The sequence below is a fragment of the Neobacillus phoenicis genome, from assembly GCF_047302305.1.
Lineage (GTDB): Bacteria > Bacillota > Bacilli > Bacillales > Cytobacillaceae > Neobacillus.
Genome location: NZ_CP154847.1, coordinates 5,053,922 through 5,075,264, shown reverse-complemented (window position 1 = coordinate 5,075,264; position 21,343 = coordinate 5,053,922). Strand labels below are relative to the sequence as shown.

12 protein-coding genes are annotated in these 21,343 nt (G+C 38.7%); 9 read left to right on the top strand and 3 right to left on the bottom strand.

Annotated elements, in window-relative coordinates; all coding sequences use genetic code 11:
• The first annotated feature begins 30 nt into the window (after positions 1 to 30).
• From AA0X95_RS25835 to AA0X95_RS25795, 9 genes are read left to right on the top strand one after another with little or no spacing between them, the layout of a single operon-like run.
• A complete protein-coding gene (locus AA0X95_RS25835; RefSeq protein WP_413303280.1) occupies positions 31 to 2,979 on the top strand; it encodes an extracellular solute-binding protein in 2,949 nt (982 codons plus the stop codon).
• Positions 2,969 to 3,859 (top strand): carbohydrate ABC transporter permease, encoded by an 891-nt coding sequence (locus tag AA0X95_RS25830; RefSeq protein WP_413303277.1) that lies wholly within the window; start codon positions 2,969 to 2,971, stop codon positions 3,857 to 3,859. The genes AA0X95_RS25835 and AA0X95_RS25830 overlap by 11 nt, the downstream gene beginning before the upstream one ends.
• 20 nt (positions 3,860 to 3,879) lie before the next feature.
• On the top strand, positions 3,880 to 4,758 hold the full coding sequence (locus AA0X95_RS25825; RefSeq protein WP_413303275.1) for a carbohydrate ABC transporter permease: 879 nt from the start codon (positions 3,880 to 3,882) through the stop codon (positions 4,756 to 4,758).
• Positions 4,759 to 4,776: 18 nt separating this feature from the next.
• Complete coding sequence (locus AA0X95_RS25820; protein ID WP_413303272.1) at positions 4,777 to 6,801, top strand: YIP1 family protein; 2,025 nt, start codon at positions 4,777 to 4,779, stop codon at positions 6,799 to 6,801.
• Positions 6,794 to 9,058 (top strand): DUF5696 domain-containing protein, encoded by a 2,265-nt coding sequence (locus AA0X95_RS25815; protein ID WP_413303270.1) that lies wholly within the window; start codon positions 6,794 to 6,796, stop codon positions 9,056 to 9,058. The genes AA0X95_RS25820 and AA0X95_RS25815 overlap by 8 nt, the downstream gene beginning before the upstream one ends.
• Positions 9,055 to 9,918 (top strand): carbohydrate ABC transporter permease, encoded by an 864-nt coding sequence (locus AA0X95_RS25810; protein WP_413303267.1) that lies wholly within the window; start codon positions 9,055 to 9,057, stop codon positions 9,916 to 9,918. The genes AA0X95_RS25815 and AA0X95_RS25810 overlap by 4 nt, the downstream gene beginning before the upstream one ends.
• Positions 9,919 to 9,934: 16 nt before the next feature.
• Positions 9,935 to 10,885 carry a carbohydrate ABC transporter permease gene (locus AA0X95_RS25805; RefSeq protein ID WP_413303264.1) on the top strand — a complete coding sequence of 317 codons (951 nt, stop codon included), beginning with the start codon at positions 9,935 to 9,937 and terminating at the stop codon, positions 10,883 to 10,885.
• Positions 10,886 to 10,912: 27 nt separating this feature from the next.
• Positions 10,913 to 13,324, top strand: coding sequence for a beta-galactosidase (locus AA0X95_RS25800; protein WP_413303262.1), 2,412 nt, complete (start codon positions 10,913 to 10,915; stop codon positions 13,322 to 13,324).
• A gap of 16 nt (positions 13,325 to 13,340) precedes the next feature.
• On the top strand, positions 13,341 to 14,609 hold the full coding sequence (locus AA0X95_RS25795; RefSeq protein ID WP_413303259.1) for a hypothetical protein: 1,269 nt from the start codon (positions 13,341 to 13,343) through the stop codon (positions 14,607 to 14,609).
• 68 nt (positions 14,610 to 14,677) lie between these two features.
• Here the strand turns inward: AA0X95_RS25795 and AA0X95_RS25790 are convergent, their stop codons facing one another.
• The 3 genes from AA0X95_RS25790 to AA0X95_RS25780 all read right to left on the bottom strand — a co-directional run bounded on the left by AA0X95_RS25790 (position 14,678) and on the right by AA0X95_RS25780 (position 21,224).
• Positions 14,678 to 15,640 carry a LacI family DNA-binding transcriptional regulator gene (locus AA0X95_RS25790; RefSeq protein WP_413303256.1) on the bottom strand — a complete coding sequence of 321 codons (963 nt, stop codon included), beginning with the start codon at positions 15,638 to 15,640 and terminating at the stop codon, positions 14,678 to 14,680.
• A 65-nt stretch (positions 15,641 to 15,705) separates the two neighbouring features.
• The gene (locus AA0X95_RS25785) at positions 15,706 to 19,047 is read right to left on the bottom strand and encodes a GH36-type glycosyl hydrolase domain-containing protein (protein ID WP_413303253.1); all 3,342 of its coding nucleotides are present in this window, start codon (positions 19,045 to 19,047) and stop codon (positions 15,706 to 15,708) included.
• Between the two features lie 17 nt (positions 19,048 to 19,064).
• Complete coding sequence (locus AA0X95_RS25780; RefSeq protein WP_413303250.1) at positions 19,065 to 21,224, bottom strand: glycoside hydrolase family 3 N-terminal domain-containing protein; 2,160 nt, start codon at positions 21,222 to 21,224, stop codon at positions 19,065 to 19,067.
• Positions 21,225 to 21,343: the final 119 nt, after the last annotated feature.

Genomic DNA, 21,343 nt, shown 5'->3' with positions numbered 1-21,343 from the left:
AAAAGCCGAGTTATCAGGGAGGATGATAGTATGAAGTCTAAGATTTTAGTATGGTCGATAATAATGCTGTTCTTCATTTTTCCACACAGTTCAGTCTTTGCTGAAAAAAATAACAGTGATAATCGGCCAGCCGAAAATGTCATAGAAGAACACTATCATTCCGTCCTTGAAAAGTGGAATAAAGAAGGGAAGGACGGCGCCGCTAAGTTTGAGGCGTCTGTTCTTCCTGCTAATTCCCTGAATGTGGACAAGCAAAATCTTTTACCGAATTCAAAAAGTAAAGGATATGGGGATAGTGTTTTCTATTGGCATAATCAACAGTCTGTTTCTTATGAAATGGATGTTCCAAAGGATGGTCTATACGAATTATCATTTGATTATTATCCATTAACTAAAGAGGTTGTTCCAATAGAGGGCGCAATCCAACTAAACGGTACATTCCCTTATTACGAGAGCCGGAGAGTGGTTTTCCCGGTTATCTGGAAAAATAAACTGGATACGTTTAGGAAGGATCGATTTGGCAATGAGGTCATCCCTGAACAAATAACAGTACCTAAATGGAGTAGAGTAAAAGTAGAGGATGCAAGTCAGCTTCAGAAGGCACCATTACAGTACTATTTAAAAAAGGGGAAAAATACAATTAAACTTTCCAATCTTAGCGGAGAAATGTTGGTTGGAAGATTGTATGTTACTTCATTAACAAAGCTACAAACCTACAAAGACTATTTAGCACTCAATAAAAATCATAAAAAAGCGAAGGCTTTACTTGTTCAAGAGGCAGAAAAAAACTATACCAAGAATAATTCATATATTCGTCCGGTAGCATCAACAGACTCATCGGCAGTACCGAGTGATCCTAAACATTTACTTTTAAATACTTTAGGTGGCGATTCTTGGGGCATGAGTGGGCAAGAAGTCGGCTGGAATATACATGTGGAAGAGGATGGGTTTTATCAACTTACATTTAAAGTCCTTCAGAATAAAAAGACTGGAGCGACCGTCTTTAGAAAAGTTTTAATTGATGGAGAAATTCCATTTAAAGAAGTGGATCCAATCGCCTTTCAATTTAATAAGAGCTGGGCAAATGACACGTTAGCTGACGCAAAGGGTGACCCCTTCTTATTTTATTTGTCAAAAGGGGATCATATCATCAGCCTACAAGCGGATGCTTCTCCAGTTGAAAGAGTTGTCTATTCTACAAACAAAGTAATGAAAGAAATAGAGGAACTTTCACTATCTATTAAAAAGCTGACAGGCAACCAAACCGATCGTTCTCGAAGCTGGAAAATAAGTGAGTTTATACCTGATATAAAGCAACGTGTGAGTACATGGGCAGATACGTTAGAAGTAGAGAAGGATTATTTGAAAAAATTAAATAAGGGTGAACAAGATTCAAGTGAAATTGTTTCTCTAGAGATGTCAATAGAGAAACTGCGGAAGCTGAGTAAAAAACCAGATGAAATTCCAAGTAGGCTCAGTGAACTTTCTGAAGGGTCATCCTCAGTCGCTCAATTGCTAGGAAATCTTATGATTGATGTACCTAAACAGCCTTTAACAGTGGATCGTTTTTATATTCATGGTGATCAAAAGCTTCCATCAGCAAACCTTGCTCTTTGGAATAAAATGTTCGATGGAATCCATCGGTTCTTCCTATCGTTTTCATCCGGAAACTATGCGGCAAAAGAAGCGGATGATCAAACAATTGAAGTTTGGGTGAACCGTCCTCGACAATATGTCGAACTGATTCAAAACTTAGCGGACAGAACATTTACACCTGAAACAGGGATCAAAGTGAAGTTTTCACTGATGCCGGATGAATCAAAGTTGATATTAGCTAATGCCGCAAATAAACAGCCGGATGTTGCGCTTGGAATCAGTAACTGGCTTCCATATGAGTTATCAATTCGCGGGGCAGCAGAGGATCTACATCAATTTAAAGATTTTGAGCAATACAGTAAACAGTTTTCTCCAGGAGCGTTTTTACCTTTAATGATTGGGGATTCTGTCTATGCCCTGCCTGAAACACAAGACTTTTTTGTACAGTATTATCGAAAAGATATTTTAGATGCTTTGCATCTTCCTGTGCCAAATACGTGGGATGACGTCATTAGTATTTTGCCGGAATTACAAAGATTTGGGATGAATTACTATACCCCAATTTCGGGAGCTGTTGGGTTCAAACCTTTTCAAACTACTGCACCATATATTTATCAGTTTAATGGCGACTTGTATTCGAAGGACGGAATGAAGACAGCTATAGGCAGTGAAGAGTCATTAAAGGGAATTCAGTTCATGGCGGATTTAAATACGATTTATAGTCTTCCGCTTCAAGTTCCTAATTTTTATAACCATTTCAGGTATTCTACTTTGCCAATTGGAATTTCAAGCTTCACTACTTATGTGCAGTTAACATCAGCTGCTCCTGAGATTGCCGGATGGTGGGATATCTCTCCAATGCCTGGAATAAAGCAAAAAGATGGAACAGTTGAACGATGGGCTACTGGATCCGGGCAATCTGCCATGATTTTTAAAGGAACAAAAGATCGAGAGAAATCTTGGGAACTTTTAAAATGGTGGATGTCAAAGGATACACAAGTAGAGTTTTCTTCTAATCTTCAAACCTTGTACGGACCTGAATATATGTGGAACACAGCAAATATAGAAGCATTTAAGCAGCTTCCGTGGCCTGAAGAACATAAAGAAACCATTCTAAAGCAATGGGAATATTTAAAGGAAGTTCCGAAAACACCGGGATCCTATATGGTAGAACGAGAGTTAAGTAATATTTGGAATCGTATTGTTTTTGATGGTGTAAATACAAGGTCAGCAGTTGATGATTCAGTCATCGCTATCGATAGAGAAATCAGCCGTAAAATGGAGGAGTTTGGTTATATGAAAAACGGAAAAATGGTTAAACCTTATCCAATTCCTTCAATTGATCAAGTGAAAAGTTGGGCAGGTAAAGAAAATGAAAAATAAAAAATTAGATCTATCGCCATGGATGTTCCTCGGGCCATATATTTTATTTTTTACAACCTTTATTATTATACCGGTTGCCTCAGCTATTCTTTTGTCATTTACTTATTTCAACGCTATTGAGGCGCCAACTTTTATTGGCTTAAGCAATTATGTAAGCTTAATTACTCAAGATGAAGTTTTTATGCAAAAGGTATTACCCAATACATTAACATTTGCGCTAATTGTAGGTCCAGGTGGATATATACTTTCCTTTATCCTTGCCTGGGCTTTGGCTCAAATACCTAAAAGATTAAGAACCATTCTTGCGTTAATTATTTATTCACCATCCATGACCGCTGGAGTCGCTATGGCGGTTGTATGGACGATTATTTTTAGTGGGGATCAAACAGGATACTTAAATAGTTTATTAATGACATTGGGGGTCATCCTTGAGCCTATACAATGGCTGCAATCCCCTGAATACTTAATGAAAATCATGATCTTTGTAACACTCTGGGGAAGTATGGGTGTAGGCTTTCTAGCCATGCTATCAGGTGTTCTTAACATCAATACTGAAATATATGAAGCAGGTTATATCGATGGGATTAAGAATCGATTTCAAGAAGTAATCTACATTACCATTCCTTCTATGAAACCACAAATGCTGTTTGGGGCTGTAATGGCGGTAGTAGGAACATTTCAGGCTGGAGCCATTGGGGTCGCTCTTTCTGGGGCAAACCCAACACCGCAAAACGCAGGTCAATTAATGGTAAACCACCTAGAAGACTATGGTTTCATCCGCTATGAAATGGGATATGCAGCAGCAATTTCAGTTGTTTTATTGATAGTTGTTTATGCATTCTCCAAGGTGGCCTGGAGATTGTTTGGAGAGAAGGATTAATGACGGGGGAGTGAATAGGGATGTCAGCCTTTCAAGGGACAAAAATGAATCCATCCAAGTTTCATAAAAGTCAACTTAAGTTTCTTGCCTTTTTGATTCCGTTGGCACTATTTATGGCGTTGCCAATCATCTTTATATTTTTCCATGCATTTAAACCGATAGACGAATTGTTTGCCTATCCGCCGCGATTTTTTGTGGAGAAGCCTACATTACAAAACTTTTCTGATTTATTTGGACAAGCCAATGAGTCAGGAATTCCCATGTCTAGGTATCTATTTAATAGTATTGTCATTACCCTTATTGTCGTGGTGGTGACGATTGTAATCAGTACTATGGCAGGGTATGCGCTATCTAAGAAAGACTTTAAAATGAAGAAAGTTATCTTTGAGATTAATACACTTGCATTAATGTTTGTACCGGCAGCTGTAGCTATTCCTAGATATTTATTAATTGAAAAATTAGGCCTAATCAATACTTTTCTAGTTCACATTGTACCGCTTTTGGCTATGCCGATTGGGTTGTTTTTAGTGAAACAGTTTATTGACCAGATTCCTAACGAATTAATTGAAGCAGCAAAGCTAGATGGTGCTTCAGATTTTCATATCTTTACAAAAATTATCCTTCCTTTAGTAAAACCTGCTATTGCGACGATTGCCATATTATCGTTCCAGTTAGTTTGGAATAGCGTAGAAAGCTCGACACTGTATGTAAATGATGAAGGTCTAAAGACGTTTGCGTTTTATATGTCAACACTTACATCACAAGTTTCTGGGAACAATGTAGCTGGTTCGGGAATGGCAGCTGCGGCTTCCTTAATAATGTTCGTACCAAACTTAATTATTTTTATCATACTTCAAAGTCAGGTCATGAATACGATGGCGCATTCAGGTATTAAGTAACAGTTAGGAGGGAGGTAAATGAAGCGGTTCATTCAAGTTTTATTTAGTACTCTAGTATTTTTATTCGTCCCATTACAGTCAATGGTTTCTGCTTCGTCTGTTCCCTATAAGACTGAAACAGTATCAGCGGACGGGGGATTAATTGAAACTCAAACAGCCTATATGCCGCTGGGTGAATTGATCACTGGTGGTGAAATCATTCATCCAGAAGATATTTTTACAGATTCAAAGGGTGATATTTACATTGCGGATTCTGGAGCAAAGAAAATAATTGTTGCAGATGAAAGTGGTGCCATTAAAGCACGAATTGGAGAAGGAGTACTAGAAACACCTACAGGCGTGTTTGTTGATGATAAGGGAAATATTTATGCAGCTGACTATGAAAAAGAAAAGGTTTTTCGTTTTACACCTGAAGGTAAACTGAAGGCGGAATACGGTAAGCCAGATTCACCGCTATTCGGTAGTAAATCACCCTTTAAACCGCAAAAAGTGGGGGTTGATCGTAGAGGTAACCTTTATATCATAAGTGAAGGTTCTACGAATGGGATTATTCAGCTTAGCCCCGAGGGTTCTTTTCTAGGGTATTACGGGGTAAACAGTACAGAGGTCTCACTAAAATCAGTACTTCAAAAATTGCTGACAACAGATAAACAAAAAGCAAGGATGTTTATGAAAACTCCTCCAGCACCTGACAATATCGCATTAGATGAACAGGGTCTTATCTATTCTGTGACAGAAGGAACGAAAAACGAGGTTATCAAAAAATTAAATGTGGCCGGAAAGAATATGCTTTCTTCCGATATATCAGATATATCCACTTTTCAGGATGTTACGGTAGATCATAACGGGAATATTTTTACCGTTAGCAGTACTGGTCAAATCTATGAATTTGATAGTTTTGGGAACTTGTTGTTTATTTTTGGGGGAGAAGACGATGGTTCGAATCGTCTCGGCCTATTCAAACAACCGACAGGAATCACCACTGATGAGAATGGCAGGCTTTATGTAACGGATAAAGAGCGCGGAATGGTGCAAGTATTCGAGTCGACTGCCTTTTCAAAACAAGTACATAAAGGTATTGAGTTATATAAAGAAGGCCTCTATGTCAAAAGTGAGAAGTATTGGCAATCTGTATTAAAACTTAATTCATCTTTTGGACTTGCCCATACAGCAATGGGTGCAGCTTATTACAAACAACAAGAATATGAAAATGCCCTTGACGAGTATCTTTTAGCAGAGGACATTCAAGGCTTTTCAGATGCTTTTTGGGAGGTTCGACATGCTTGGATGCAGGAGCACCTTGCTTCCGTTTTTCTTATCATCATTGTATTACTCATAGTCTACTATCTATTGAGATACCTTGATCGTAAGAAAAACATTCTGGACGCGCCTAGAAAGCAATGGAGCAAATGGAAAAATAAAAAGCTGTTGGCTGAGCTTCTCTTTTTATTTCAATTTTTCAAGCATCCAATTGATAGCTTTTATTATTTAAAACGGAAAAAATACGCATCGGTTCTTTCTGCTAGTATTTTATATTTAATCTTATTTATTGAGTACTTATTAGCAAAGTTTCAAACTGGCTTTATCTTTAGCTCTGTTGGAATAGATGAAGCGAACCTTTTGACTGAAGGTTTAAAGGTTTTTGTACCTCTACTACTTTTCGTAATTATTAATTACTTGGTAAGTACGATAAATGATGGTGAAGGAAGATTTAAGGACATTTATATCGGTACGGTTTACTCACTTGCTCCGTACATTGTGTTCATTCTACCAATAACCATCTTATCGAATGTACTTACACTGAATGAGTCGTTTCTTTATATTTTTTCTATTCGTATCATCTATGCCTGGTGCTTGCTGATCTTGGTCATTATGATTAAGGAAATTCACAATTATACATTATCGGAAACAGTTCGAAATATTCTTGTCACTCTTTTTGGAATGGCCATTATGGTGTTAGTTGTGTTTATCTTATTTGTTCTAGTTGACCAAGTCTATGACTTTGTTTACTCCATCCTAAAGGAGGTAATCCTACGTGTTTAAAAAAATACTAATAGCACTTTCCATTATGCTATTACCTATCCATGTATTGGCGGAGACGACGTCTAAAACAAGTACGGAGCAGCCTCCTAGTTTGAACGAAACAAACGAAATGGGGATGAAGTATAATTCGTCGCAATACACGAAGCCAGAAGTTGCAACCGTGAATCCCTACGTGCAGTCGAATTCCTTTGAAGGATTTGAAAAGGCTGCAGAAAACAATGAGGCTATTCTTTATGTTAATAAAAAATCATTAGCAATTAAGGTCCAAGATAAACAAACAAATCATATATGGAATTCAGGATTGGATCAACCAAAAAACTATCGCATCAATAAAATGTGGGAGCAAATGATACAGTCAGCCATTACAGTAGAATACACTGACCATAAGGGAAAGCTACGTTCAGAAAGCATTTTGACAAACAGTTCGCGCCCGAAAGTCAAATTGACGAAAAATGGATTCAGCGCAGACGTCTATATGAATCAATCAAAAATCCAATTTCGATTAGTTGTTGAACTTACAAAGGACGGGCTGGCCGTTTTTATTCCAAATGAAAGAATCGAAGAAAGTAAGCGTACAAAGCTTATTTCTATGAAGGTGTACCCTTTCTTTGGAGCGGTTAACCAAAATGATGTTAATGGGTATATGTTTTTACCAGATGGAAGTGGAGCCTTAATCAGATATGAGAAAAGTGGAAAGAAAGCAGATTCGCCGTTTGTCGGAGCTATTTACGGAAGCGATGATAGCTTTAAGAAAACACAAAAAATCAATGATAAGGTAGTTCCAGTGCATCAGATTAAAATGCCCGTTTTTGGTGCGGTACAAGGCGTAAAACAAAATGCCTTTTTGACAGTAATGGAAGAAGGGGCTGCATATGGGGATATTGTTGCCTACCCTGCGGGTGTGTCTACTGATTTTAACTGGATTTCTTCTCAATATCATTATCGCTATGAATATTATCAGCCAACAAGTAAAAGCATGAATGGCATTAACGTCTATCAAAAAGAACCAAACAAGTTTGATATTAAGCTTCGCTACATGTTCTTGAAAAATGCTGACGCAGATTATGTTGGTATGGCGAAAAGATACCAGAAATATCTAGTAGAAACAGATCAATTAAAAAAACAAGACGATAAAACACAAGTGCGACTAGAATTTTTAGGCGGAGAAGTAAAGAAGGGACTTCTATGGAACTCTGTTATACCGATGACAGAAATCAACCGGATTCCACAATTCACTTCTGAATTGAAAAAGAATGACGTCAATCAAATGTTTGTCATTTATAAAGGCTGGTCCAAAGGTGGATTAACAGGAACACTGCCTTCTAAATTCCCATTTGAAAAGAAATTGGGTAGTACAAGTGATGTAAAAGAAACAACAGCTACTTTAAAGAAAAATCATATCCCATTATATTTTTATACCGATTACACCAAAGCATACGAGGGTGCGAGGGGCTTTTCGGGAAGCAAAGAGGTTGCAAAGAAGATCAGCTCTGAGATTATCTCCTATCAAGAAGGCGAGAAAAAAGTATATTATTTATCGCCATGGAAATCGTTGGAGATGGCAAAAGAGGATATTAATCAGTACAAAGATGAAGGGATTGCAAACCTTGCCATCGATTCAAGCGGCTATACACTTTTCTCTGACTATAGTAAAACTCATGCTTCTAAAAGAGTGGATACCATCAATACTTATCAAAAATTGTTCCATCACCTAAATGACAAGATGGGGAACATTGCTCTTTATCAGCCGAATGTCTATGCTTGGGAATCTATCGATCGATATTTAGATATACCAATGTATTCGTCCAATTATGTATTCGCAACGGATACTGTTCCTTTTATCCAAATTGTATTAAAAGGATTTCTGCCATATTACGCGCCATTCTCTAATTTTAATGCAGATCCGGAAGAGCAAGTATTACGAATGATCGAATATGGTGCCTACCCATCTTTCTTATTAACAGACCAGCCATCACATTTATTGGCGAAAACGCCTTCTAAGGACGTGTATACTTCTGAATTTTCTATTTGGAAAGATGAAATTATCGACCAATACAAGAAAGTTAAAGAAAGCCTTGGACAAGTAGAAGGAGCAACAATTGTTGGCAGGGAAGTGCCAAAGGCTGGGGTTGTCAAAATTACTTATTCCAATGGCAAAATAATCGTTGTGAATTATTCAGATGCAGCCTTTAGCATCGACGGGATAGAAGTAGCTACAAAGAACTTTGCAGTAATAGAGGGGGGAGAACAGCAGTGAAACAACAATTGAAAATCAAACAAAGCACCATTGGTTTACTTTTCGTTTCACCTTGGATTATCGGTTTTTTAATTTTTACTGCTGTTCCACTTTTATATTCAATTTACCTAAGCTTTCAGAAAGTCAAGATTACAACTAGCGGGATTCAAACAAAGTTTATTAAATTCGATAATTATGAATATGCCTTTGCAGTTGATGCAAATTTCACTGAAAAATTAACACAATATTTACAGGAAATGGTGATTTCGATTCCGATCATTATTGTCTTTTCCTTAATCATTGCATTGTTGCTGAACCAGAAGATTAAATTTAGAGGCATGTTCCGAACTATTTTTTTCCTTCCGGTTATTATTGCAAGCGGCCCTGTGATCAAGGAACTGATAGATCAAGGAATTACAACCATTCCATCTATTGAACAATATGCGATCTATCAATCTCTCAATGAAAACCCTGATGGTTTTATGAACGGAATTCTGCTTTATTTGATTAAGAATTTAATCATGATTCTTTGGTATTCTGGCGTACAAATCCTTATATTTTTAGCTGCTTTACAAAAAATGGATAAACAAATTTATGAAGCAGCTAAAATTGATGGGGCATCTAACTGGGAATCATTTTGGAAGGTGACTCTGCCAAGCCTTTTTCCAATGATTATCGTAAATACCATTTACACAATTGTCATGTATTCTGTTTTTTCTTTAAATCCGATTATTGCACATATCCAGACAAACATGTTTAAAGTCGATACCGGATTTGGTTATGCGTCGGCACTATCCTGGATTTACTTTCTTGTTATTGCACTGACACTCTTAATAAGTATTGGTGCTATGACATTAAAGGGAAAGAAAAACTATAGTTAAGAAGGAAGGGATTAAGGTGCAGAACTCCAAATTGCAGATGGTTGATAAATATTATTTAAAAACAAAAAGAACATTCTTAGGCATGCAAGGGACAGATGGTCTGCTCTTTAAAATCCTCATTTATGGATTGCTAATTGGAATCGGATTTGTTTATTTATTCCCGCTTATCTATATGGGAGTATATAGCTTTAAGAGTTTAGACGATCTTTTAAACCCTTTGGTGAACTGGATCCCAACACAGTTGTATGTCGAGAACTACATTAGAGCGAACAAGGTTCTAAATTTCTGGCCAACATTGGTTGAAACTCTTTATGTTACTGCTCTTCCTGCGATCGCGCAGACAGCTGTTGCAGCAGTAATAGGCTATGGATTAGCCCGTTTTGAATTCCGTGGAAAGAAGATTATTTTTGTCCTAGTGATGGCGACCTTTATTATCCCGCCGCAAGTGACCTTGATTCCTAGATATTTGTTTTTCCACGAAATGAATATTCTAGGCAGCTTGAAAGCATTTATGCTGCCGGCATCGTTTGGACAAGGATTAAATAGTGCTATCTTCATCTTAATTTTTTATCAGTTCTTCCGCATGGTACCGAAGGCATTGGAGGAAGCTGCACAAATAGATGGCGCAGGACACTTCCGAATCTTTTTTACCATTGCGCTTCCGATGGCCGTTCCAGCTATTATTATTTCGTTTCTCTTCTCGTTTGTATGGTATTGGAATGAAACCTATCTTGCAGCCATTTATTTCGGAGATGCGTTGACTACGTTACCACTGCAACTTCAAAAATTTGTTGCTACCTATCAAAAAATGTTCCCAGCCGAAATGGGACTTGGTGGCAACCAATTAAATGAGGGGATTAAAATGGCAGGAACCATTTTGTCAATTCTTCCATTATTGATTGTCTACTTTATTACACAGCGTTGGTTTGTAGAAGGCGTAGACCGCTCAGGTATTACAGGAGAATAAAACGGAAACTGAAAGGCAGGAGACATTATGATTGAAATTAAGAATAAACAAATCATCATTGATGGCAAGCCTCAGATCATTATGTGCGGAGAAATTCATTACTATCGTTTGGACCGTAATGAATGGCAGGATCGCCTTGATAAACTGAAGCTAGCAGGATGCAATGCCGTAGCTACTTATGTTCCATGGCTCGTTCATGAGCCTGTTGAAGGTGAAATAGACCTACAAGGAAAAACACGCCCAGAACTTAATCTAGAAGCATTTATCGATCTTTGTCATGAAAATGATCTCTACTTCTTCGTCCGTCCAGGTCCATTTATTATGGCCGAAATGAAGAACGAAGGGGTGCCATACTGGGTTTATGAAAAACATCCAGAAATCATCCCAATCGCATGGGACAAGAATCCTGCAACCACACCAACTCTTGACTATAATGCACCAGGATTTCTAAAAGAAGTCCGCAATTGGTATGAGGCTGTGATGAAAATTGTTACCCCAAGACTGTATACCAATGGCGGTAACATCATTGCATTTCAGCTGGATAATGAAATTGGGATGCTATCCTGGGTAAGTAATTGTCCAGATTTGACTGATTTTGTCCTTGATGATTTTTCTAATTGGTTAATGAATCGATATGAAGAAGAGGTGTTACAGTCAAGATATCCTTTTCAATTGAGGGATACAGAAAAGAGAAACCAATCCATTCGTTCGCCTAAAGAAGAATATGCGGCAGAATTAATGAAGGATCTTGGCTATTATATGAGATACCGTTTTGCCAAATATGTAGATACGCTGAGAGGCTTTGCTGAAGAGTTTGGCGTGAAAGATATTCCTTTTGTGATTAATATTCATGGAACAGGTGGAGGCCGCGGATTTACTTTTCCAATTGGAATCAGCCAGCTCTATGAATCTTATAATCAAGAACCAGGATATCTTTCAGGATCGGATATTTATTTTGGCGATTTAGATATGGTCACTTTTCAAGACTTGTATTTAATTAATGGTTTTATGGATGCTGTTCACCATCCTGACCAGCCATTAACATCTGTAGAGTTCAACTGCGGAGATGGGAATTTCGGAAATAATTTAGGAAGCCGCTATGACGTCTCAGCAGCTGACTTTAAAACAAGAATGTGTATTGCTCAAGGTAACCGTTTATTGAACTATTACCTGTTTGCAGGTGGAAGAAACTATCGACTAGATACGAAAGTGAATGATGGGAATGACAGGATTGCCATTACTGGAGAACGTCATGGATTTGCCGCTCCTGTCGGTCCAGAAGGAAAGCTGAGCTATACATTCCCAAGAATGGCAAGAGCCATCCATGTGATGATGGCTGTTTCAGATAAAATTGCTGCTATGGATGAAGAACGTGATGAAGTAGCATTTGCGTTTATCCCGGATTATTACATGACAGAGTATCGATATCCTCATAGTGAAAAAATGAGAGAAATTCTGACCAACATTGAAGCTAATCGCGCTTCTGGAGCATGGGAGCTTATGGCGAAAAGCATGCTTCTATCAGGATATCGCTTTGGGTCAGTGGATATTCAGAATAAACCGTTATCAGTTAGTATAACTCCTGTACTTGCACTTCCGTCTGCAAGATATATGGATGGTGCAATCCAAAGAAAGCTTGTGGATTATATGAACGACGGTGGAGGCATCTTCTTATACGGGGAGGTCCCTCAATATGATATGGAAGGCAAGGAATGTACCATTCTTGCAGATGCATTTGGTGTTAAAGTAAAAGGAATTTATCGGGACTCGCATAAATATTATTTATCACTTTACGCTGAAAATTGGGCTGCCCCTAGACCTGAGGTAAGAAGTCATGTTGCTCAAGTTTTTGATAGCGGACAAGCTGTCCCCCTCTTAAAGGTGTATGGAACAGACGAGGTTTGTTCATTCGATGTAAAGGTAGGTAAAGGACGTGCCATTGTTATGGCAAATGCCTACTCTTGTGACCTGTCCTTTTTCAAAGAAGGCTTTGAAAAGCTTGGTGCGAAAGCAAAGCTAACACATGATTGTGAGGAACACGGAATTTTTATGACGTCAACGTCTAATCAGCAAGGTGAGAGATTTATCCATATTCTTAATCTTGATGGTTTTGAAAAAGAATTGAGTGTATATGAAAATGGCGAGGCTCAATTTGGAGGTAAGAAGATGACACTTCAAAACAAGGATGGTGTCATGCTCCCTATTAATGTATCGCTTAATATTGGTAAGATTGTTTACTCCACAGCTGAAATCACTAACGTAGGTGCAGAAACGATTGAGTTTCGTTTGACACAAGCTCAGGACGTCATTGCTTTAGAAACAACGAAAGAAGTTGTTCCACATGAAAGCTATTCTATTGAGAAAACAGCGGAATTGACTTTGGTCAAAAGTCTGAAGCATGCAAAGCTGGATGACAGCCTGGTTATATATTTTAAGTAGGGGAAAGGAGTAAGACATGGCACAAGTTACTGACTTTTATAAGGAATTACCGGATCATGTAAAAGCGTTTGTCGATCGTCAATACCATGATTCCTATGCATTGTTTGAGGCTTCTCGTCATCCAAGAACGGGATTGTATGCGGATGGCTACATGACGTTAGGGGAAAACCCTGATTTCCGGTGCTCTATTGCAGCAACGGGGGTTGGATTGATTAGCCTTTGTGTTGCTGATATGGAGGAATGGGATCAAGAAGCGGCAGAGAAGGCACTACTAACATTGCGAGCTTGTTTGGGTGAGATAGAAGGATGCCAGCCTGCAAGGGATGAGGCTACAGGATTTTTTGCTCATTTCGTCGATATGGAAACAGGGAAAAACTTACATTCAGAGATTTCAACCATCGATACTTCTTTATTGGTGGCAGGAGCTCTTTTTGCCGGTCAGCATTTTAAGGAGAAAGAGCCTCAGATTGCAGAGTTGGCCAAAAAACTATTACAATCGATTGATTGGCGAGTAGTTGTTGCTGATAAAGATAAAGGTGTTATTAATATGGTAGTGAAGGATGGAGAAGGTATTCTCCCACTGCCAGCTTATAATGAATATGTAATGGTTTCCTATCTTGCTTTGCTGTGTCAGCCTGAAGATCAGGATATACAAGATTTATGGTTTAATAATTTTGCAGAAGAAGAAATGAGGAATTTACCGCAAATCCATTATCGTGATATTCCTGTTCTTACGGATCATGATGCAACGGCATTCTTGTCATCTTTTGTACATCAATTTCCTTTTTTTCTTGTACCGGATTATGCGAAGAGCCCAATATATCGTGAGTTCTATACAAATGCATGTATGGCTGATCGCTTGAAGTGGAAAGAATTGAGTGGTATCCCATCGTATGTGTGGGGGTATGGAGCTGGTCCGAATGATGGACTATATGACAACTACCATGCAGATAAGATTAATAATTCTCCTGGGGATATTGCCTCTGCATACATCGTTGCTGGATTCTTACCTGTATATCCTGCAGGAATCTACGATTTATATGCCTTATACCGTCTTCATATTCCTTATGATGTCTATACGAATTCGAAGGATGTAGAGGATGAAAGAAAGTTTAGAGATGCATATAAATATGGTTTGCACAGATATTCATGGGAGCATCTTGAACAGCGGGATCGTTGGTATCCAACGAAAGTGACTTTGATTGATTGGAGTTCCATGCTGTATGGACTGACCGCTTTTAAACGAGGTATGAGCTTCTTTACAGAGCGTCTTGTGAAAGCGTAAGAGCGTAAGAAGAAAATTGAAAAAAGCCCGTCGGAACCAGGAATCCTGTGAACGGCGGGCTTTTTAATTTAAATTTTCTTTACCGATTGACCTTCTAATAATGTCACATGAATTTGTTCGTTTTCTACCGATTCATTTGCAATTAATTTCATTAGGACTTCAGAAGCTAAAGCACCCCATTTTTGCTTTGAATAATCTATAGTTGTTAAACGCGGCTGTAAATAATGGGAGATCTCGATGTTATCAAATCCAACTATATGGAAGTGTTCCCCCACACGATAATTAGTTTTAGCCAAGTAATTGTACATCCCAATTGCCATCTCATCATTGAGGCAAAAAACCGCAACTGGCTGTGAATAGTTTTGAACCAATTGCTGTGCAGCTAGCTCTCCTGAAAGTTTATTGAACTCTCCTTGTAACTCGATATAATTGATTTGTAATCGTTCAGCTATTTCTTTAGCAGATTGAAGACGCTGGTTAGAATCATAAGAACTCTCCGGGCCTGTGTGGAACACAATACTAGTAAATCCTTTATCTGCTAAGTATTGTATCGCTAATTCTGCTCCAGCTTTATTATCTAGCAGTACTTGTCTGATATTGGGATGAATTACTTCGCGATCAAGAACTACCAATTTATGACCACGGTCAGCGTATCCTAAGATTTCTTCACTAGAAAATGTTGCATCTAGAATAATTGCCCCATCAATCATTCGCTCAGGTATAAAGCGGTGGGATTGTGTACCGCTGCATACGATTAAATCATAGCCTTTTTGGTTTAGCATTTCCCGTATGCCCTGAAGCAACGGTCCAAAAAAAGATCCACTATAGTCTGTTAAAAAGGCTCCGATAATTTTCGTTTCTCTCTTTTTTAATGTTCTTGCTGCAGCATTTGGTATATAATTTAACTCTTTGGCGATGGCTAGAATCTTTGCCGTTGTTTCCTTCGTTACTTTTGGGCTTCCATTTAGCGCACACGAAACGGTAGAAATGGATACACCTGCTTTTTTAGCGATATCTTTAATACTAACCATGATTTGTGCTCCTACCTCTTTGACGAAATGAAAAAGGCGGCGGTTCTGTAAAACCGCCGAATTTTTTAAATAAATATCTCAATTACATTTTGAGTGTTTTTTAATTCTTTTTCAAGTTCTTGTTTTCTAATCCGAACCCCGCCGATTCTGTAACGGTTAGAGAGGGTCTCTGCGCTTACTTGCTGTCCATTGATAACCACACTATTTTTTTCAGTGCCTGTTAAATGGTAGACAAACGTAACAGGTGAACTTCCTAGTTTAAAATTTAAATGTAGGCCATTAAATTCTTTTGGCAGAACAGGGTCAATGATTAGATCTCCGTTTTCCATACGAATACCTAGGCAATTAGAGATTAATTGATTCATATAGATGCCTGGACCGCTGGAGTAAATACGCCAACCGCCTTTTACTGGTACTGTTCCTTTGCGTAATTCATCAAAACGTTCCTGAGCTTCATAGCGTGTGTTAAATTTACCGTCTGAGCTGCTGAAGTAAGTATTGCTTTGACGGATTTCTGCATTTGGAACCACCTGCTTCAGGCCAACTGGATTAATGATCTCTAGTCCTTTCCAAACTTCATCCACTTTTCCTAGCTTAGCCATTGCTTCCACAAAACGAATATGGGCATGGACATATTGAAGTCCGATTTCTCTACCAAAGTTCGCTGCTTGTTCCGCTCTTTTAAAATGGGTACTAACTCCGCCCGTATATTTAGCTGGGCGATTCATTAAGCGAACACCATCTGGGCAGAAGAGGTTTTCTTTGATAATTTGATAATGTGTTTCTGCCTGATCTGGTGTCAACAATTCACTAATCATGCTTCGTGTCATTGGTAATAAGCGATAGTTGATGCCTGTTTTTGTGTCTTCCGGATGAAGCATCATTTCCGCTTCGCCAGCCGTTTCCATATAAACAAAACCAGGTATTACATCTGTTTGTAAAATATAGCGATTAAAATCTTTTTCAATTCCTGATGCTAATGCTTTTAATTCTTCCGATTCATTTTTATCTACTTTTTCCATAGCTTTAGAAAATTGATTCATCACCTGATAGGTTAACGAAACTGTCCAACTGCTTACCATGAATTGCTTCAACTGTGCATTAGCAGGTTGAAGGGTATCATCCCAGTCACCATCACCATAGGAAGACAAATGAGTCCCGTGGAGGAAATGGTCTTTAATATAGCCAATTTCTTTCTTTACATGTTCTAAAATAGTAGCTGTATACTCGGTGAATTGGAATGATGTCATAGTGATATATGGTACTTCTTCTTGTAAAATACTATAATCATTCGTCACATTTAAATAATCGCTGAGCATCTTTAACGGCCAAACAATGATGTCTCCATGGCTTTCATGCGCCTGGATGGTCACATACTTATCGAACATAAACCATTGCGGCCAATTTCCAGTCTCTTCGTGCTGATGAGAGAAAACGGTTTTAATCATTTCGCGTACCGCATCGTAATTTTGAGTTGCCATGAAATACTCTGTTGGTCCCTGACAAACATCACGTGTACCCCAAGCTGCACCGCCATATTGCTCAAGACCATGTGGAACAGAGTAATGGACTAGCATATTGTGTGTGTACCACCAGGCAAGTGCATTTACTTTATCTAGGTCCGGAGAAGATTGATCAGCTTTCGAAAGTTTGAACCCATTCATCACTTGGCGATAGACTTCACGATACGTTTCAATTTCGTTTGATGCTTCACGCGTAACAAACGGAATTGGTTCACCATGAAGAAGTCCTTGGATCGTGATGTTCCATTCAGGTGTCTCACTTAATTCAAGCACCACTAATGATGCTGATTGCGGTAGTAAGTTTTCTCCTAGTTTTCTTTCGTCCTCAATCGTATAATCCGTTCCGGTAACTTTGATACGATAAGATAAATTAGGATAGATATTCGAAGAGTCAGAATTGGAATCCGCACGGAACGTAATTAACTGACCATCCGTATCCATATGGAATGGAACAGTATATTCATTATTGTTCATAGATACTTGATTTGTTACTAGGAAGCGATAGGTATGACCGTTAACTGAACGAACTTGCAGTTGCACTTCAGGTGTGTCAACTGTCGTGAAGTTAGTAATGATCAGTGTGTCTTCAGGTGTTTTATAATACCAGCGTGCATAGTTAAAACCCATTTCAAACATGGAAGGCATAGTTAGAAGCTGATAAACATCACCCATTTGAACATAAATTCGCTGCCCTGATGTTTTCAATATGTTTAATGCATTTCGGGTATTCGTTAACATTTTATTAAAAGATGTATTGCCCACTACTAACTGTGCATTAAAAACACCATACATGTACGAAGTAGAAGTGATAATGTCTTCTTTCATTTGTCCCGTTTGACCGGTCATAATGATGTGACCATGTGGTCTTTCTACAAGCAATTCTTTTTCTTTTAGAACGATATGCTCGTATGAATCTGTAAAGAAAGACAGTAAGTTTTCCCCATTCCATTCCTCTTGAAGTCGCTGAGGGAAAAGCTGATCAATCTCATCTTTTGTCATTGAAAGAGTTTGAAGTGGTTCTCCGAATGCAGGGGAGATTGTCACTTTCTCTACGGCCACACTAGCGTTGATAGTTGATTTAACCTGCTCCCATGCGTTTGAAATTTCCTCATTAAACTCTAACTCAGCAATCGCTTCAGAATGATTTTCATTATACAAGCCATAAAATACAAACTGTGTTGATCCGTTCAATTTGACGCGTTCAGATTGAAGAGCAGTGTACGCAAATTCATATTGATATACTTCATTTGCCAGAGTTGGTTTTGTTAACACTTCAGGCTTATTTGTTTCTTTATAAGATAATCCGAAAAATTGGAACCCGTCTGTTGTGTATCCCACCGTTTTTGATAAGGAGCCTTGCTGTAAGTAAGGGAATCCTGTTGATTGGGGTTGGTTTTGACGGGAACATACCACATACCCATGAGACTCGTCTTGAAATACAGCATGATCAATATATTGAGACATGTAGGATTCATTCGATCGGACGGCGCCAGAATCTGCTAAGCCTAAATCCTGCCCATAGACGATATCTACTTCGATATCGGTTCCGTTCACATTTACATCCCAGAACCAAATACCTTCCTCTGTCAGCTTAAAGTTGACTTGATAATGAACATCCTCGGTCGTGCCTTCCCAAATTACTTGTGAATCCGTGTAGCTTACACGGCTCTCCGAGTGAATGCCTAGTAATGGCACAACCTTTATTTCGTTGCCCTTGAATAAGCGCAAATAAAGATTATTTAAGGAACCATCGATTGGATTGGCGATGATTTGATTGACCATGATATTTTTAGATGTTATAGATGATAGGTCGCCGCTATTAAGAAAGGTAAAGCACAATTCTCCGGCTTGTATTTGAAATGTAGAACTCTGTGTTTTTAACATGTTTTCACCTCGGTAATCTATTTAACTAGTTTAAACGTATGAGCACTTACTTCTTTGCTATTAGGTCCAACATATGCGATAAATGTTCCGGCATCACTTGTAAACTGAAGGTCCTCATGATGGTATCGGAGCATTTCTTCTTTAATGGTGAAGGTTACTTCTTTCGTCTCATTTGGCTCAAGCTTAATTTTTTCAAATGCTTTTAACTCTTTAACTGGTCGTACAATTTCTCCCGAGATATCACGAATATAAAGCTGTACAACTTCTTCTCCAGACATCGCTCCTGTATTGGTAACTGATACTGATAGATTGATAGTTTCATCAGCATTCATAACCTCAGCAGACAATGTGGCATCACTGTAGGTAAAGGTTGTATAGCTTAAGCCGAATCCGAAAGGAAGCAATGCTTCATTTGGAATATCCAAATAATGTGATACATAACGCTCATACTCTTCAGATAGTTTAGGGCGCCCAGTATTAAAGTGATTATAATAGACAGGTACTTGACCAACTGAGTGAGGGAAGGACATGGATAGTCTTCCTGAAGGATTGGCATCTCCGAATAGTAAATCGGCGATCGCTGCTCCGCCCTCTGTTCCTGGATACCATGCTTCTAACACAGCATCTGCTTGGTCAATCACACCATGTAAATCAAGGGGACGTCCGTTAAAAAGTACTGCTGCCATTGGTTTTTGCAGCTGTTTGAGTTTTGCAATTAATTCAAGTTGAATTTTAGGTAACTGAATGTTTGAACGGCTTCCACCTTCACCGCTCATAAAGGATCCTTCACCTAAAGCGAGGATGATCACATCTGCATCACTAGCAGTCTTTAATGCTTCATCTAGTTCTTCCTCTGTTCCTGTTTCGATGTCGCAGCCTTTAGCTACAGAAAGGAGGGAAGGATCAATTTTCAATTTCAAGCCTTCGTCAAGCTTAACGGCATCCTCATAAGAACCCTGCCATGACCAAGGGCCTAAAATATCACCGTTTTGAGCAAATGGACCGATCAGAGCAACCTTTTGCTGGAGCTTTAATGGAAGCACATTTTCATTCTTTAATAGAACGCAAGATTTAGCTGCGAGTTCACGTGCTGCATTTCGATGCTCAGTAGAAAGGATCACTTCTTTCTCACGCTGAACATCAGCACCACGATGTGGATTTTCAAATAAACCTAATTTTTGTTTTAACTTCAGGATGCGGAGTACTGCTTCATCAATCAGAGCTTCTTCTACAGTACCTTCTTCAACAAGATGCTTAAGGTGATCAACGTAGCATGTTGTCATCATTTCAATGTCGACACCTGCCTGAAGAGCCTTTAATGCTGCTTCAGCCTCATCTTCTGCGACACCATGAGGGATTAACTCTTTAACAGCACCCCAGTCAGAAATCATTACACCATCAAAGCCCCACTCATCTCTAAGTAAATCGCGCATTAACTTTCTATTTCCTGTTGCTGGAATTCCATCTACCGTGTTAAAAGCGGTCATGACCATTTCACAACCTTCATCTAAAGCTGCTTTATAGGCTGGTAAATAGGATTCTCTCAGCTGTCTTTCTGACATATTGACAGTGTTATATTCACGACCGCCTTCTGGTGCACCATAGGCCGCGAAGTGTTTTACACATGCTGCTACCCGGTCATGATCTTCTGTTAAATCTGTTCCTTGGAATCCACGGACAAAAGCACGGGCGAATAAGCTATTTAAATATGGATCTTCACCTGTAGACTCCATGACTCTGCCCCAACGAGGGTCGCGGACTAAGTCAACCATTGGCGCAAAAGTAACATGAACACCAGAAACAGCTGCCTCTTTTGCAGCAATCTGAGCGCTTTGTTCGGCAAGTTCCATATCCCAAGAGCAGCCAATAGCAAGTGGAACAGGGAAAATAGTTTTAAAACCATGGATAATATCTGCCATCATTAGCAAAGGAATACCATGACGATTTTCAGCTAAATGTGCCTTTTGTATATTAATGACTTCTTCTGCACCGGAAGCGCCTAAAACCGAACCACAATTATATAAGTCTTCATCCGTAATGCCCATTTCTTCCATTGGTCCAGTTATTTCACCCCGGTTAGATGCTCCCTTGAAAAAGGGTGTCGCTAACTGTAACAGTTGACCAATCTTTTCATCCAGTGTCATATTTTGAATGATTTCATTCATTTGGTGACTCATTCTGTATCCCTCCCGATAATAAATGGTTTATTGAATTGAAACGTTTCAATAGCTTTTATATCTGGATTATAAACGCTTTCAAAAATAGAGTCAACGAAAAATCGAAACGTTTTGATTTT

What these genes read in the sequence shown, in the direction of transcription:
- AA0X95_RS25835 (WP_413303280.1), top strand. Translation starts at nt 31, where the DNA reads ATGAAGTCTAAGATTTTAGTATGGTCGATAATAATGCTGTTCTTCATT.
- AA0X95_RS25830 (WP_413303277.1), top strand. Translation starts at nt 2,969, where the DNA reads ATGAAAAATAAAAAATTAGATCTATCGCCATGGATGTTCCTCGGGCCA.
- AA0X95_RS25825 (WP_413303275.1), top strand. Translation starts at nt 3,880, where the DNA reads ATGTCAGCCTTTCAAGGGACAAAAATGAATCCATCCAAGTTTCATAAA.
- AA0X95_RS25820 (WP_413303272.1), top strand. Translation starts at nt 4,777, where the DNA reads ATGAAGCGGTTCATTCAAGTTTTATTTAGTACTCTAGTATTTTTATTC.
- AA0X95_RS25800 (WP_413303262.1), top strand. Translation starts at nt 10,913, where the DNA reads ATGATTGAAATTAAGAATAAACAAATCATCATTGATGGCAAGCCTCAG.
- AA0X95_RS25795 (WP_413303259.1), top strand. Translation starts at nt 13,341, where the DNA reads ATGGCACAAGTTACTGACTTTTATAAGGAATTACCGGATCATGTAAAA.
- AA0X95_RS25790 (WP_413303256.1), bottom strand. Translation starts at nt 15,640, where the DNA reads ATGGTTAGTATTAAAGATATCGCTAAAAAAGCAGGTGTATCCATTTCT.
- AA0X95_RS25785 (WP_413303253.1), bottom strand. Translation starts at nt 19,047, where the DNA reads ATGTTAAAAACACAGAGTTCTACATTTCAAATACAAGCCGGAGAATTG.
- AA0X95_RS25780 (WP_413303250.1), bottom strand. Translation starts at nt 21,224, where the DNA reads ATGAGTCACCAAATGAATGAAATCATTCAAAATATGACACTGGATGAA.